Source organism: Actinoplanes aureus (assembly GCF_015704865.1).
Classification (GTDB): Bacteria; Actinomycetota; Actinomycetes; order Mycobacteriales; family Micromonosporaceae; genus Actinoplanes; species Actinoplanes aureus.
In genome coordinates this window covers 51341-65838 of sequence record NZ_JADQTO010000005.1, presented here as the reverse complement: position 1 = coordinate 65838, position 14498 = coordinate 51341, and the positions used below count along the sequence as shown (strand labels likewise).

The window sequence follows — 14498 nt, the reverse complement described above, 5'->3', positions numbered from 1 at the left end:
CCGGACCGGTCGCGCCATTCCGCGGGCCACCTGCGACGGTGGCCCGCGGAACCGTTACCTCACTCGGTACCGAGCGCGGTCACCGGGCTGACCCGGGCCGCGCGGCGCGCGGGCAGCACGCCGGCCAGCGCGGTCAGCGCCACCAGCGCCAGGAACACCGCGGCCAGCTGCCACACCGGCAGGGTGAGCGGCGCGTTCAGGCCGGTGGCCTGGAGAGCGAGCCAGGCGTACGGGACACCGAGCAGCAGACCGAGCGCGGCGCCGATCACCCCGTACAGGGCCGACTCGGTGGTGAGCATGGCGCGCAGCCCGCCGCGGGACATCCCGATCGCCCGGAGCAGCCCGGACTCGCGGACCCGCTCCACCACCGACAGGGCGGTGGTGGCACCGACACCGACCACGGCGATCAGCACGGTCAGCCCGACCAGGCCGATCGCGATCGCGAGCAGCAGGGTCAGCGCGGTGTTCATCTCGTCCCGCTGGTCGGCGAGGACCGCGACGGCGTACCCCGGTTGCCCGCCGGCCGCCGCCCGCAGTGCCCGCAGCCCTTCGGTGCGGCCGTCCTCACCGGCCTCGGCCGCGTCCGCCAGCAGGCCGGTCGGCGCGGCCGCGGCGCCCAGCGCGGTGAGGTCGGCCGGGTCCAGCAGCAGGCCGCTGTGCAGCGGTCCCATGTCGGAGAAGACCCCGACGACCGTCAGGCTCACCCGCTTGCCGCCGGCGGTGACCTCAGCCGTGTCGCCGACTCGCAGCCCAGCCTGGTCCGCGACGAACCGGGCGAGCACCGCCCGGCCGGGTCCCAGGTCACCGGCGTTCCCGGAACGGGTGTCCAGGTCGGCGAGCCGGGGCAGCGCGGACATCGCCAGATCGGTGGCGCCCACCCCGTCCAGGCCGCCGACCTTCAGCTCGGCCACCCGCCGGTACGGCGTGACCCGGGTCAGTTCGGTGCTGGCACCGGCCCGGTCGGCGATCCCGGCCGGCAACGACGTGCCCTCGGCGCCGGTGAGCTCGAAGTCGGCCGGTGCGGACGCGGCCAGTTCCCGGTCGGACAGGACCCGGATCGAGGCACCGCCGACCAGCACCCCGGCGATCAGGGTGACACCGAGCGCGACCACCACCGCGACCGCGGCCGCCCGGCGGGTGCTGCCGCCGACCCCGCCGACGGCGAGCCGGCCGGTCGGGCCGAGCCGGCGCAGCGGCCAGCCGGTCAGCGCCAGCACCGGGCGGACCAGCGCCGGGCCGAGCGCGATCAGCGCGATGTAGGCCAGGCCACCCGAGACGACCACGGCCAGCAGCATCGGCATCGGGTCGTAACCGGTCAGGTCCGCACCGGGCAGGTTCGCCACGACCAGCCCGGCCACGCCCGCCGCGGCGGCCACGAAGACGAGGCCGGCGGCCCAGCGCAGCGCGCCGATCCCGCGCTTTGCCCCGGTGGAGGCGGCGGCGCGCAGGGCTTCCAGGGGGGCCACCCGGGCCGCCGACAGCGCCGGGGCGAGGACGGCCAGAACGGTGATCAGTACCGCCAGCAGGACGGTCCCGAGCGCCTGCGCGACCGGGAACCCGGGCGAGGACACCTTCCAGCCGAGGGCCCGCAGCACCACCGGCACGAGGTGACCGACGCCGAGCGCCGCGAGTGTGCCGGTCACGCCGGTGACCAGGCCGATCAGCAACCCCTCGATGGCCAGCGCCCGGGCCAGCGGTGCCCGGCCGGCGCCGATCGCCCGGAGCAGGGCGAGCTGGCGCATGCGCTGCGCGAAGACGATCCGGAACGTGGAGGCGGCGATCAGGCCGGCGGCCACCACGGCCACCGCGACGAAGGTGGCGACCACGGCGAAGACCTGGTCGACCTCGCCCGCCGTCGCGCGGGCCTCGGCGAGCCGGACCTCGGCTCCGGTGGCCACCTCCGGCGCGTCCGCTCCGGCGGTCAGGCTGGTCAGCCGCTCCCGCAACGCGGCGGAGTCGGCACCGGCGGCCAGGCGGATGTCGATCTGTGTCAGCACGTCGCCGCCGGACAGCGCGCTCACGGTGGCCAGCGGGGCGTACGCCATGAAGCCGTAGTCGTCACGGCCCTCCGCCACGCCGACCACCTTCAGCGGCACCGGCTTGCCGGTGCCCGCGTCGAGCTGGGTGGTGGCGCCGACGGCCAGCCCCATCCGTTCGACGGTGCGCGGCGTCACCGCGACCTCGCCGGGCCCGGACGGGAACCGGCCCTCCCGCATCGTCAGCAGACTCAGCGGACCGGTGCCCGGATCGGCGATGACGGCCAGATACTCCGAGCCGAGCTGCCCGCCCGCGTCGGCACGCCCGACCGCCTCGGCCACCCCGGGCAGCTCCCGGATCTTCGCGAGCTGCCCGGTCGTGACCGTCCCGCCGCGGACCACCAGGCCGGCCGCCTCGGGAGTGCCGGACAGGCCGTTGAGCAGGCTGCGCTCGGTGATCTGCTGGGCGAGCACGGTCGCGTAGACCACGAACGAGGCGACCAGCACGGCCAGCCCGGTGAGCAGCAGCCGGGCCGGGCGGCGCGCCACGCCGGCGAGCTGGGTACGCAGCACCACGCTCATCGGGCGGCCGCCAGCGACTGCAGGGCGTCGGTGACCGCGGCGATGTCCGGGCTGTGGATCTCCCCGGCCAGGCGTCCGTCGGCGAGCAGGACGACCCGGTGCGCGTACGCCGCCGCACCCGGATCGTGGGTGACCATCACGATCGTCTGTCCCAGGTCGCGTGCCGAGTCCCGCAGCAGACTCAGCACCTCGGCTCCGGACCGGGAGTCGAGGTTGCCGGTCGGCTCGTCCGCGAAGATCACCTCGGGGCGGGCGACCAGGGCCCGGGCCAGCGCGACCCGCTGCTGCTGGCCGCCGGAGAGCTCGCTGGGCAGGTGGGTGAGCCGCCCGGTCAGGCCGAGCGTGGTGACCAGCCGGTCGTACAGCGCGGGGTCCGGTCTGCGGCCGGCCAGGTCCAGCGGCAGCGTGATGTTGGCGGCCGCGGTGAGCTGTGGCAGCAGGTTGAACGACTGGAAGACGAAGCCGATCCGCTCCCGCCGGGCCTTGGTGAGCACCTTGTCCGGCTGCCGGGTGAGGTCGGAGCCGCCGAGCAGCACCTGGCCGGAGGTGGCGGTGTCCAGCCCGGCGAGGCAGTGCATGAGGGTGGATTTGCCGGAGCCGGACGGGCCCATGATCGCGGTGAACCGGCCGCGGTCGAACCCGACGGTGACCCCGTCCAGGGCGCGGACCGCGGTGTCGCCGGTGCCGTACACCTTCACCAGGTTCACGGCGGCGACCGCCGCCAGAGTGTCGGGTGATGACTGCGTCTGCATGAGAGCTCCAGGGAAGCGGTGAACGGACAGACGGATCCTGATCGATCGCCGGACACCGGCACATCGGCCCGGCGGCAGGCTCGGCCGCCGGCGACTCTGACTTTCGGCCGATGGGGACGCCTCACCCGCCCACTACGCTGGGTCACGATGATGAACCGCACGCTGCTGCATCTCGGCCAGCTCACCGCCCTCGGCGCGCTGGCCCTGCTCGGCCTGGTTGACGTGCAGGGCGGCATGCTGAGCGGTGTCGGGTTCGGGATCTGGCAGGTCGCGGCCGCCGTCGTGGCGGCCGCGGTGTGGCTGCCGGTGCACCGGCCCGGCTCGTCCCGGCTGCCGCAGGCGGCGCTCCTGCTGGCCGCGCAGTCGATGCTGCTCACCGCGCTGGTGTCCGGCCAGGACCGGAACAACATCTGGGGTCTGGCCGAGTCGGCGGCGCTGTTCGGCGTGCTGATGGTGGTGGCCCGTCGCGGCCAGGCACGCTGGGCGACGGCTGCCTGCGCGGCCCTGCTACTCGCCGTCGCCGTGCTCCCGCTGCGCTCCGGCGACCTGCGCACCTACTCGACGTACGGCCTGCTTCAAGCGCTCGTCGGCTCCGCCGCCATCGCCGTCGGCGTCTACCTGCGCACCCTCGAGGGAAACCGGCAGCGCGCCCTGGACACGGTACGCACCGAGCAGCGCGCCGAGTTCGCCCGGGACCTGCACGACTTCATCGCCCACCACGTCACCGGGATCGTGGTGCAGGCCCAGGGTGCCCGGTTCATCGCCGAGCAGGACCCGAAACGGGTGCTGCTGGCCCTGGAGCAGATCGAGCAGGCGGGCGCCGAGACGATGGCGTCGATGCGCCGGATGGTCGGCGTGCTGCGTGACCCGCAGTCGCGGCCGGACGCGCCGCTCGCCCCGATCGCCGGGGTGCCGGACCTTCCGGAGCTGGTCGAGCAGTTCACCGCGGCCGGGGGCCCGCCGGCCCGGCTGCACCTGGACGGGGAGACGACCGGGCTGCCGGTGGAGGTGTCCACCTCGGCGTACCGGGTGGTGATGGAGGCGCTGACCAACGTCCGCCAGCACGCCGGGGGCGCGACGACGGTGGACGTGTGGCTGCGGCGTACGCCGGACCAGCTGTTGGTGCGGGTCGCGAACGACGGGCCGCCGCCCCGGCCGGTCACCCCGCGGGACCGGCCGGGTTACGGTCTGGCCGGGCTGGCCGAACGGGTCCGCGCGGTGGGCGGGCAGATCACCGCCGGTCCCGGCGTGGACGGCGGCTGGGCCGTCGACGTGGCACTACCTCTGAACTGGAGTGGTTCTTGATTCGCGTACTCGTCGCCGACGACCAGGCCATGGTCCGGACCGGCTTCGGCATGATCCTCGGAGCGCAGCCGGACATGGAGGTGGTCGGTGAGGCCGCCGACGGCGTGACCGCGGTCGAGCAGGCCCGGCGGCTGCGGCCGGACGTGGCGCTGATGGACATCCGGATGCCGAAGATGGACGGGTTGCAGGCGCTGCGGCTGCTCGCCGGCCCGGGCGTCACCGACCCGGTGAAGGTGGTCGTGGTCACCACGTTCGACCTGGACGAGTACGTCCACCAGGCGTTACGCAACGGCGCGGTGGGGTTCCTGCTGAAGGACTCCGGGCCGGCGTTGCTGGTGGAGGCGGTGCGAGCGGCCGCCTCCGGGGACGCGCTGATCAGCCCGTCGATCACCGTACGCCTGCTCCAGCACCTGGCGACGCCGGCTCAGCCGGCGGAGGACGGCGGCCTGTCGCCGCGCGAGCTGGAGGTGGTCCGCCTGACCGCCCGCGGCCTGACCAACGCGGAGATCGCCGCCGAGCTGTTCATCTCGGTCGGCACCGTGAAGACGCACCTGGGCAGCGTCCACGCCAAGCTGGACACCCGCAACCGGGTGGAGATCGCCGCCTGGGCGTGGGAGCGGCGCCTGATCGGCTGACCGCTCCGCAGCGCCCGGGCGGTGACGTCAGCGGCCGAGCTGGCGGCTGGTGAGCAGGGCCGCCACCGGCGGCTCGGTCGGCTGCGGCTCCTGGCGCCGGACCTGGGACAGCAGGCCGGTGACGGCGCGCTTGGCCGGGCCGAGCCGCTTCTTCGCCAGCAGGGTGGCGTCGTTGCGCATCCGGACGCTGCGCGGGATCGGGATGGTCGGCTCGTACCCGAACTGCGGCAGCAGCTCACCGAACGCGGCCTCGCACTGGCGCACCTCGTCGTCGGTGAGCCGCTTGCGCCAGCTCGCGATCCGCTCGGTGGTGGGCGCCTTGTGAGTCAGCGTGTGCCAGGTCTTGTACTCCGGCACGGCGACCGAGGCCAGCTTGTTCGGCGCCTTCATCGCCGGGTCGTAGTCCTCCTCGAGGAAGGCGCAGATCCGCTTCAGGTGCGGCTCCGGGTCGGCCACCAGGTCCTCGTAGCGGACCTGGTGGTACACGTCCTTGCGGTAGATCCGGGAGGCGATCAGCGACGACTCCGCCGACTTCTTCCAGTAGTCGAGGAGCGTGTCGAACTCCTCGGGCTTCCACGGCGTCTCCTTGAGCGACGCCACGCAGTCCCGGCCGTCGCGCATGATGTTGATGATCTGCGCGTCCGGGAACAGCTTCAGGATCGTCGGCAGGTACCGCAGGTACATCGGGCGCTTGTCGCCCCAGCGCGGCTTGCCGAAACGTTCCGAGTACATCTTGAAGACGATGCCGAACGCCGAGCCGAGGGTCGGCGGGCCGGACACGATCGCGTCGATCACCTGCTGCTCGTCCAGCCCGAGGTCGGCGAACTGGGACGACTTGACGATGTACTCGGCCAGCGACTGCCGGTTTCCGGCGTCGTTGAGATCGCCGAACTCGGAGCGCTGTTGCCAGGCGGCGAGCAGGAAGCGGGTCTCCGGGGGCAGCGCGATGCGCGGGTGCGCGTGGAGCATCAGCTGCAACATCGTCGTGCCGGAGCGAGGGCAGCCGACGACGAAGATCGGGCGGTCACTGGACATGGCGACCACCGTAAAAGAGATCCACTGGGTTTGTTCGCCCCCGTATCGTCATGTCGCTCCTCTCCGCGTCTTCGGATGAATCTTGAAGACTCCGAAAAGATTCCGCAAAAAGTTCGTACCGCCAAGAGCTCTGCGCTGTCCCTGACCTGTGAGTTTTCTGGCAATTTTCACCGCAGAGGTCAAGAACCCGCTAGGAAGACCGGAACGTGAGCTCCCGCTTACGGAGCGGAGCCGGAGCCGGGCGGGTGGAGAGCCAGCAGCCCACCACGATGAGGGCGAAGCCGGCGACCGTGGCCACCCCGATCGACTCGTTCAGCAGCACGACACCGAGCAGCACGGCGACCACCGGGTTGACGTACGTCACCAGACCGGCCCGGTTCGAGCCGGCCAGCACGATCAGCCGGTAGAACGCCAGCAGCGCCAGGGCCGTGCAGAAGACGCCGAGCACCGCCAGCGCCGCCCAGGAGTCCGCGCCGACCGGCTCGGTGGGCCAGGCGAGCAGGGCGAACGGCAGCAGCACCACGGTGGTGATCGCGGTGGTGCCGACGGTCAGCGCCTCCGGCGGGATGTCGGCGGCCTTGCGCTGCACCAGCATGGTCGCCACCGCGTAACTGATCGCGGCGAGCAGCACCATCCCGGCACCGAGCAGGCCGTAGCGGTCTCCGGAGACGTCCAGACCGACCAGCACCACCACTCCGGCGAAGCCGACCACCAGACCGGCCACCCGGATCGGGCTCAGCGGCTCGGTACGCGACATCAGCAGCGCGATCACCACCGGCTCGACCGCGATCAGGATCCCGGTCAGCGACGACGAGATGTGCTGCTCGCCGTAGGTGATGAGCAGGAACGGTCCGACGATGTGCACCACCGCGATCAGGGTGACCACCGGCATCCGGCCGCGCAGCGCGCTCAGCGAGCCGCGCATCAGGGCGACCGGGATCAGCACGGCCGCCGCGATCGCGACCCGGCCGGCGACCACGAACACCGGCGACAGGTCGTCGATCGCGATCTTGATGAGGAAGTACGGGATGCCCCAGAGCACCGAGACCGAGACGAAGAGAAACCAGGCGAGACGATTCACGCCCTCAGCCTCACCCCGTACGGTGGTAAGCGGAACCGGTCACTTGCTGATGTGGTGTTAAGGAAAACTGATGATCGACTCGCGTCGCCTCCAGGTGCTGACCGAGGTCGCCCGCCAGGGCAGCTTCAACCGGGCCGCCACCCAGCTGCGGCTCACCCCGTCCGCGATCTCCCAGCAGATCAGCGCTCTGGAACGGACCGTCGGCACCCCGGTGGTGCGGCGCAGCACCCGCGGCGTCGAGCTCACCGACGCGGGCCGGGTGCTCGTGGAGACCGCCGAGGCGATCGCCGCCGAGCTGCTCTGCGCCGAACGCGAGATCGCCCAGCTCGCCACCGCCCGCACCGAACGGCTCACCGTGGCCACGTTCACCAGCGGCGGGCAGCGCCTGCTGCCGCCGGCTCTCATCCGGTTCACCGCCGAGTACCCCGGCGTCGAGCTCACCGTCATCGAGAGCGAACCCGAGGACGCCCTGCCGCTGGTCCGCGCCGGCTCGGCCGACGTCGCCCTGGCCTACCACTTCGACGGTCCCCCACCGGTCCGTCCCGGCGACCGCTCCGGCCTGACCTGGACACCCCTGCTGGAGGACCCGATGTGGGTCGTCCTGCCGGCCGGTCACCGCCTCAACGGCCGTACCTCGGTCACCGTCGCCGAACTGGCCGGCGAACGCTGGGTGCACGGCTGCCTCGTCGTCGGCGACCTGCTCGACCACTACGCGGCCATGGCCGGCTACCAGGTGCGCACCGCCTGCCGCGGCACCGACTACCAGTTCGCCCAGTCCCTGGTCCGGGCCGGCATCGGAATCAGCATGATCCCCGAGGTCGCGCTCACCGCCGACCACACCGGCCTGACGGCCGCGCGCCTCGCCCCACCCGGCCCCTGCCGCTTCGTCGGCGTCGCCACCGCCCGCCGGCGCCGGCCCAACCCCCTGGTGGGCACGCTGCTGCGCATCCTGCGCGAGACCGTCACCGCGCTGCCCGCGACCCCGCTCACCGCACGCTGAGCCGCACTCTCACAACCTTCTTCCGGTACGCGCACCGACCGTCCCGCCGCATCCGAGCCGTCCCGCCTAGCCGCGCGGCCCGGCTGCCCGGCCAGGCCCCAGCGCGGCCGCCGGGCCCATGCGGCCACTCACGCTCCGGAACCCCGCGCCTCGGGCTCGGACAGGGCGCGCTCGTAGGTGGATCGCCGGCTGCTGATGTGCTCGGCGTCGCCGAGGTATTGGAGGTGGTGGCCGTCGGCCAGGTGTGACGCGAAGGCCTCGCTGCCGGCGGCCGCCCGGGCGTGCATGACGTCGACGAGCCAGTGGATACGGGCGATCATCGTGTCGATCAGGGCCCGCCGGCCGGCCGGATCGAGCCCGTACCGGTCGCAGAAGAGGCGCAGGCGGGCCGCCTGCTCGGCGAGCGTGCCGAAGCCGTCGGTGTTGCCGGGCGCGGTCAGCGGCACCCAGCGGTACGCGGCGAACGCGACGTCCCACAGACGCGGCCCGGGCATCGCGTAGTCGAAGTCGATCATGCCGGTCACCCGGTCGCCGGTGAGCACGCAGTTGTGCGGGGCGTAGTCGCCGTGGCAGATCACCTCTACCGGCTCGCGGGCCGGCACCTGCCAGCCGTCGCGGGGTGCGTGCCGGGCGTACCCGGCGACCGCGTCGTGGTAGGCCCGCAGCAGCGACGCGGCGCTGAGCAGTGCCGGCGTGGAGGCGGCGGCCGCCGTCGGCGGGTAGTCGGAGACCTCGCCGGGCAGGAAGTCGAGGATCTCGAAGCCGTCCGCCGCGACTTCGTGGAACCGGGGAGAGCCGGGGAAACCGTCCAGATGCCGGAGCAGGTCGTGCACCCGCGGTGACCAGAAGCCGGTAGGACGTCGCACCCGGTCGCCGAGCCGGAGCACCTGGTTGACGCCCCCGTTGAGGATCTCCGCCACGTCGTGATCATAGACCCTAAAGAATCCTTAACAGTATTTACTGTTAACACCCTTTAATTTACGTTGGTGAACACGTCGTCCCCTAAGGAGCAATCTTCATGAGGCGTAGGTTCACCCTTCCGGCCCTCACCGTCGCGGCGGTCACCGGGTCTTTCTTCGTGGCCGTCTCCCCGGCGTCCGCGCACGGCTACATCTCGTCCCCGCCCAGCCGCCAGGCCAACTGCGCCAGCGGAGCCGTCTCCGGCTGCGGGGACATCGTCTACGAGCCCCAGAGCGTCGAGATGCCCAAGGGTTCGAAGCAGTGCAACGGAGGCGGCAGCCGTTTCACTGTGCTCAACGACAACAGCAAGAGCTGGCCGGCCGCGTCGGTCGGGCAGAACGTGACCTTCAGCTGGGTGCTGACCGCCCGCCACTCGACGGCGACGTGGGAGTACTTCATCGGCGACACGCTGCTGGCCTCGTTCAACGACGGTGGCGCCCAGCCGGGCGCGACCAAGTCGCACACGGTCAACATGAAGGGCTTCAGCGGCCGCCAGACGGTGCTCGCCCGGTGGAACATCTCGGACACCGTCAACGCGTTCTACTCCTGCGTGGACCTGAACATCGGCGGCGGCGGCACGAACCCGACGCCGACGCCGACGGCCACCAGCAGCCCGACGCCGAGGCCGACCGCGACGACCAACCCGCCGACCCCCACGCCGACGGCGACCAACCCGGGTGCCACGACGTGGGCGGCCGGGACGGCGTACAAGGCCGGTGACCGGGTGACGTACAACGGCCGGTCGTACCAGTGCCGGCAGGCTCACACCGCGCTCAGCGGCTGGGAGCCCCCGTACGTCGCGGCGCTGTGGACCGCTCTGTAACAGGTGCGGGCGGCCCGGTTCGCCGGGCCGCCCTGGCCCTGTTGCTGATTCTGCTGCTCGCCGGGTGCGGCGGCGGCGCGGAGGAAGCGCCGGCCCACAACGAGGCAGACGCGATGTTCCTCCAGATGAGCCTGGCCCAGATCGCCGAGGGCCAGCAGGTGGCCGCCGTCGCCGAGGAGCGTGCCGCGAACCCGGAGCTCCGCGCGGTCGCCGCCGAGTTGCTCGGGCAGTGGCGTACCGAGAGCGACACCATGCGGAGCTGGCTGCTCAGCTGGCAGCGTCCGATCGAGGCCGACCCGTCGGCCGGGGTGCACGCCGGGCACGGCGACCTGCACTCGCTGCGAGACGAGGATCTGGCGGCGTTGCGGTCGGCGCGCGGCGCGGACTTCGACCGGACGGCGGTGGCGCTGCTGCTCGGCAACCTGCACAACGGCGTGGAGACCATGCGGATGGAGAGCGCGGACGGTGCGTACCCGCCGGCCGTGAAGCTCGCCGGGGAGATGACCGCGACGCGGCAGGGCCAGATCCAGCGCCTGCTGGCGCTGGCCTCCGCAAGCTGACCGGTACGGTCGGCGCATGCCCGAGTTGATCGAGCCAACCGTTCGCCTGCACGAGGCCTGGATCGAGTCCCGCGACGAGTGGGGCCGCGGCGTCCACCAGCCCGGCGCCGGCCTGCGTCCCGACGACGACGTCGACTCCGCCGCCGGCTTCGCGACGTGGGTGGCGCGGCTGCGCCGCGAGGCGGACACCTCGATTCCGGCCGCCGAGGGATTGGTGCACTGCACCTACCGGTGGATCGTGGACGGTGACCGCCTGCTCGGCACGATCGCCCTGCGTCACACGCTCAACGACTTCCTCCTCGAGGCCGGCGGCCACATCGGCTACGGCATCCGCCCGTCCGAGCGCGGCCGCGGCCTGGCCACCTTCGCGCTCGGCGAGATCCAGGCCGAGGCCCGCAAGCTCGGCCTGGACCGCCTGATGATCAGCTGCGACGTGTCCAACCCCGCCTCGGCCCGCGTCATCGAACGTCACGGCGGCATCCTCGAGGACATCCGGGAAACCCCGCTCGGCACGACCAAGCGCTATTGGGTCGCGCTTTGACCGCTTTCATCGGTACGGCCGCCCGGCACCGGCTGGGGCATCAGCGGAGGGCGCGGGCCACCGACTCCGCGGCCCGCTCCGGATGGTCGCCCGCGCCGATCGCGAAGCCTTCGAGGTACCGGCCGAACTCCGCGTCCGCCTCCGGCACCTCGGCGTAGAAGCCGGCCAGCTCCAGGCTGACGGCGCCGTGCACGAGGCACCATGACTGCCGGGTGAGCACCCACGGATCAGCCGGCCGGAACCGCCCGGCCTCGATGCACCGCGGGATCAGATCGCGAGCGACCCGCAGCGTGTAGAGGCCGACGTCGCGGTCCTCCGGGGTGAGCTCGAAGCCGGTGGCGCCGAACATCACCTTGTACAGATGCGGCTCGCGGTGCGCGGCCCGGCGATACGCGAGCCCGATCGCCACGCAGTCGGCAACCGGATCCTCGGTGGCCGGCACCGTCGCCAGCTCGGCGGCCAGCCGGGCGAACCCCTCCTGGATGATCGCCCGGACCACCGCGGGCATCCCGCCGAAGTGCGTATACACCGCCATCGTCGACGTCCCGGCGGCCCGGGCCAGCGACCGGACCGACAGGGCGCCCGGCCCCTCCTCGGCCAGCACCCGGGCGCCGGCCTCGACGAGCTCGGCGCGGGGGTCTCGACTCGACTTCACCACCCGCCTACTATAACGAGTGTTATTGCATAACACTCGTTATGGAGGACCACATGGTTCTGCGCGACCGCATCCCGAAGCTGGAGCCGGCCGGCGGCGACGTGTACGGCGAGACCGCCGGACCACATCCGGAACACGATGCGCGGCCAGGCCACGCCGCCCCCTCGCCGGCCCTGCGGCTGGCGATCCTCGGCGACTCCTCAGCGGCCGGTTTCGGCGCCCCCGACCACGCCACCGCGCTAGCCGGCCAGATGGCCGAGGCGCTAGCCGCCCTATCCGGGCGCGCGGTCTCCTGGCGGGTCACCGCCCGCGGTGGCGCCACCGCACGGACCGCCCCGCTGACCCTGCTGCCCGGCCTCACCGACCCCGCCACCGGCTGGCGCCCCGAGCTAGTGCTGGTGGTCGTAGGCGTCAACGACACCACCCGCCTGCGGCGCCCGGCGTTGTTCCACCGCGACGTATCCCGCCTCATATCCGCGATCCGCGACCACCTGGGCGAGCCGATCCCGGTCCTGCTGGCCGGCTTGCCCCCGGTGCACCGTTTCCCCGCCCTGCCCGCCCCGGTCCGGTTCCTGCTCGGCCGCCATGCCCGCCGCCTCGACCGCCGGCTCGGCGCGCTGGCCCGGCAGCTGCCGGACACCTACCACTTGCCGGTGGGCCAGCTACCGATGGACCGTCCAGGCCTGTTCGCCCCGGACGGGTTCCACCCGGCCCCCGCCGCCTACCGCGTGTGGGGCCGGCTGCTCGCCGCCCAGGCCGCCGACGTGCTGGAGACCGCCTGAACCGGACCGCCAGGCCGACCACCAAGGCCGGCCACCAAGGCCGCGCACCGAACCACGCCGAGCCAACCCAATGCCACTTAGCCTAATTTGATCTTGGAAAGGGCAATGAGGCGGCATTGCGCTCGGCTCAGCCGTCGCCCAAGCACGTAACCAGGCCTCTGAAGGTGCGTGAACGACGGCTCGCCCGCTCCACTGCCGCCAGAGGGCTTCCATAGTCAGGGTGATCTTGCTTGGCCCACGCTCACTGCTGTCTCAACGGCCGCCAGACAGCACCCACGTTGGGCCGACAAGACCCTGACCACGAAGGCTCTCCAGCCTCCTCAGTTGATTGACAGGAAGGCCGACAGGCAGCAGTTCCACACTTCGAGGAAGCTTCGGCCGGGCAGGTCGCCGCCTAGGGGCAGGTTGCAGTCCGCCCGCATACCTGCTGGCCACAGCCATGATCAACTCAAGCTAGCGCCATTGGAGCCAGCCCGATCAGGCAACCAGGCCGATCAGACCCGAGCCGGCCGAGCAGACCCAGCCCGGCAGATCAGGCGACGCCGGCCGATGGGCAAACCAGCCCGATCAGACCGAGCCAGACCCAGCACGGCCGGCCAGACCCGGCCAGGCCGGTCGGGCGGAGCTGGCCGGGCCAGGCGGAGCGGAGGCATTGCGCGCCAGGCCGATCGGGCCGGCGGGCGATATCAGGCGCGACGGTCCAGGAAGTCGTAGACGTCGCGGTTGTCGACGCCCGGGAAAGTGCCTGGCGGCAGTGCGGCGAGCAAGTGTGAGTGCACCCGCGCGCTGGGCCACGCGTTGCCCGCCCAGCGCGTCACCAGGTCCGTCGGTGGGCGGCGGCAGCAGTCCGGGTCCGGGCAGGTGGAGACGGTACGCCCGGTGACGTCCCCGCCGCGGAACCAGCGGGCATGCTCATACGGGGTGCCGACGGTGACCGAGAACAGCCCGGAACTGGTCGCCTCGACGTGGACGGTGCACCAATACGTGCCCGCGGTCGTGTCGGTGAACTGGTAGAACGACGAATACGGATCGTCGGCCTCGAAGACCGTGCGGGACGCCCACTTGCGGCACACCGGCTGTCCCTCGATCGCGCCGGTGACGTCAGACGGGAAGCGCACGTTGTCGTTCTCATACGCCTTGTAGACGATGCCGCTCTCGTGCACCCGGGCGAAGTGGACCGGGATCCCGAAGTGCTCGGTGGCCAGGTTGGTGAACCGGTGGGCAGCCGTCTCATACGACACGCCGAAGGCGTCCCGGAAGTCGTCGATCGCGAGCGCCCGGTCCGCCTTGGCCTCGCTGAGGAAGTCGACCGCGAACTTCTCCGGCATCAGCAGCGCCGCCGCGAAGTAGTTCACCTCCACCCGCTGCCGCAGGAAGTCGCCGTAGTCGGCCGGGTCGGCGTGCCCGAGCACGAAATGCCCGAGGGTCTGCAGGACCACGCTGCGCGGGTCGTGGCCCTTGCCGCTGGCCACCTGCGGCAGGTAGATCCGCCGGTTCTTCAAGTCGGTGACCGAGCGGGTCGAGCTGGGCAGGTCGTTGACGTAATGCAGGCTGAACCCGATCTGGGCGGCGATGTCGAGGATCCCGCGCTGCGACAGCGGGCCGGTCGTGTGCCGTACTGATTGGAGGACCTTGGCCGCCGCCTGCTCGATCTCGGCGAAGTAGTTGTTGCGCCGGCGCATGTCGGCGCGCAGTTGCGCGTTGGCGCGCCGCGCCACCTCCGGCGTCGCGCTCTGCTCGGTGTGCAGCCGGTTGAGCTCGCGGTGCAGCCCGATCAGCGACTCCAGCGCGTCGGCCGGCAGGCGCCGGCC

14 protein-coding genes are annotated in these 14498 nt (G+C 72.2%); 7 read left to right on the top strand and 7 right to left on the bottom strand.

From position 1 onward, the window contains the following. Nucleotides 1–59: 59 nt before the first annotated feature. A complete protein-coding gene (locus I4J89_RS11800; protein WP_196413958.1) occupies nt 60–2558 on the bottom strand; it encodes an FtsX-like permease family protein in 2499 nt (832 codons plus the stop codon). Beyond that, entirely contained in the window at nt 2555–3310 is a 756-nt protein-coding gene (locus I4J89_RS11795) for an ABC transporter ATP-binding protein (protein ID WP_196413957.1), read from the bottom strand. The genes I4J89_RS11800 and I4J89_RS11795 overlap by 4 nt, the downstream gene beginning before the upstream one ends. Nucleotides 3311–3457: 147 nt before the next feature. On the opposite strand from I4J89_RS11795, the gene I4J89_RS11790 reads away from it, so the two are divergent. Both I4J89_RS11790 and I4J89_RS11785 read left to right on the top strand, forming a co-directional pair. Further along, entirely contained in the window at nt 3458–4615 is a 1158-nt protein-coding gene (locus tag I4J89_RS11790) for a sensor histidine kinase (protein WP_196413956.1), read from the top strand. Continuing rightward, nucleotides 4612–5250: a response regulator gene (locus I4J89_RS11785; RefSeq protein WP_196413955.1), complete on the top strand. Its 639-nt coding sequence runs from the start codon at nt 4612–4614 to the stop codon at nt 5248–5250. Before I4J89_RS11790 ends, I4J89_RS11785 begins: the two co-directional genes overlap by 4 nt. Before the next feature lie 27 nt (nt 5251–5277). Here I4J89_RS11785 and I4J89_RS11780 read toward each other — a convergent pair whose 3' ends face one another. Together I4J89_RS11780 and I4J89_RS51460 are read right to left on the bottom strand one after the other, a co-directional pair. Further along, nucleotides 5278–6285, bottom strand: coding sequence for a sulfotransferase family protein (locus I4J89_RS11780; protein ID WP_196413954.1), 1008 nt, complete (start codon nt 6283–6285; stop codon nt 5278–5280). A 190-nt stretch (nt 6286–6475) separates the two neighbouring features. Then, the gene (locus I4J89_RS51460; protein WP_196413953.1) at nt 6476–7366 is read right to left on the bottom strand and encodes a DMT family transporter; all 891 of its coding nucleotides are present in this window, start codon (nt 7364–7366) and stop codon (nt 6476–6478) included. Nucleotides 7367–7436: 70 nt separating this feature from the next. Here I4J89_RS51460 and I4J89_RS11770 point away from each other — a divergent pair, with 70 nt between their 5' ends. Further along, nucleotides 7437–8366, top strand: coding sequence for a LysR family transcriptional regulator (locus I4J89_RS11770; protein ID WP_196413952.1), 930 nt, complete (start codon nt 7437–7439; stop codon nt 8364–8366). A 128-nt stretch (nt 8367–8494) separates the two neighbouring features. Here the strand turns inward: I4J89_RS11770 and I4J89_RS11765 are convergent, their stop codons facing one another. Next, nucleotides 8495–9286 (bottom strand): phosphotransferase, encoded by a 792-nt coding sequence (locus tag I4J89_RS11765; RefSeq protein ID WP_196413951.1) that lies wholly within the window; start codon nt 9284–9286, stop codon nt 8495–8497. 98 nt (nt 9287–9384) lie between these two features. Between I4J89_RS11765 and I4J89_RS11760 the strand changes: the two genes are divergently transcribed. From I4J89_RS11760 to I4J89_RS11750, 3 genes are read left to right on the top strand one after another with little or no spacing between them, the layout of a single operon-like run. Next, a complete protein-coding gene (locus tag I4J89_RS11760; protein WP_196413950.1) occupies nt 9385–10149 on the top strand; it encodes a lytic polysaccharide monooxygenase in 765 nt (254 codons plus the stop codon). Beyond that, complete coding sequence (locus I4J89_RS11755) at nt 10134–10709, top strand: DUF305 domain-containing protein (RefSeq protein ID WP_196413949.1); 576 nt, start codon at nt 10134–10136, stop codon at nt 10707–10709. Before I4J89_RS11760 ends, I4J89_RS11755 begins: the two co-directional genes overlap by 16 nt. Nucleotides 10710–10725: 16 nt before the next feature. After that, nucleotides 10726–11250, top strand: coding sequence for a GNAT family N-acetyltransferase (locus tag I4J89_RS11750; RefSeq protein WP_196413948.1), 525 nt, complete (start codon nt 10726–10728; stop codon nt 11248–11250). A gap of 40 nt (nt 11251–11290) precedes the next feature. On the opposite strand, the gene I4J89_RS11745 is transcribed toward I4J89_RS11750, so the two are convergent. Then, nucleotides 11291–11908 carry a TetR/AcrR family transcriptional regulator gene (locus tag I4J89_RS11745; RefSeq protein WP_196413947.1) on the bottom strand — a complete coding sequence of 206 codons (618 nt, stop codon included), beginning with the start codon at nt 11906–11908 and terminating at the stop codon, nt 11291–11293. 50 nt (nt 11909–11958) lie between these two features. Here I4J89_RS11745 and I4J89_RS11740 point away from each other — a divergent pair, with 50 nt between their 5' ends. Continuing rightward, complete coding sequence (locus tag I4J89_RS11740) at nt 11959–12687, top strand: SGNH/GDSL hydrolase family protein (protein WP_196413946.1); 729 nt, start codon at nt 11959–11961, stop codon at nt 12685–12687. Between the two features lie 686 nt (nt 12688–13373). On the opposite strand, the gene I4J89_RS11735 is transcribed toward I4J89_RS11740, so the two are convergent. After that, nucleotides 13374–14405: an ImmA/IrrE family metallo-endopeptidase gene (locus tag I4J89_RS11735; RefSeq protein WP_309238272.1), complete on the bottom strand. Its 1032-nt coding sequence runs from the start codon at nt 14403–14405 to the stop codon at nt 13374–13376. Between the last annotated feature and the right edge of the window lie 93 nt (nt 14406–14498).

Coding starts and splice junctions, on each gene's coding strand:
- I4J89_RS11800 (WP_196413958.1), bottom strand. CDS start 2,558: ATGAGCGTGGTGCTGCGTACCCAGCTCGCCGGCGTGGCGCGCCGCCCG.
- I4J89_RS11795 (WP_196413957.1), bottom strand. CDS start 3,310: ATGCAGACGCAGTCATCACCCGACACTCTGGCGGCGGTCGCCGCCGTG.
- I4J89_RS11790 (WP_196413956.1), top strand. CDS start 3,458: ATGATGAACCGCACGCTGCTGCATCTCGGCCAGCTCACCGCCCTCGGC.
- I4J89_RS11780 (WP_196413954.1), bottom strand. CDS start 6,285: ATGTCCAGTGACCGCCCGATCTTCGTCGTCGGCTGCCCTCGCTCCGGC.
- I4J89_RS11770 (WP_196413952.1), top strand. CDS start 7,437: ATGATCGACTCGCGTCGCCTCCAGGTGCTGACCGAGGTCGCCCGCCAG.
- I4J89_RS11760 (WP_196413950.1), top strand. CDS start 9,385: ATGAGGCGTAGGTTCACCCTTCCGGCCCTCACCGTCGCGGCGGTCACC.
- I4J89_RS11750 (WP_196413948.1), top strand. CDS start 10,726: ATGCCCGAGTTGATCGAGCCAACCGTTCGCCTGCACGAGGCCTGGATC.
- I4J89_RS11740 (WP_196413946.1), top strand. CDS start 11,959: ATGGTTCTGCGCGACCGCATCCCGAAGCTGGAGCCGGCCGGCGGCGAC.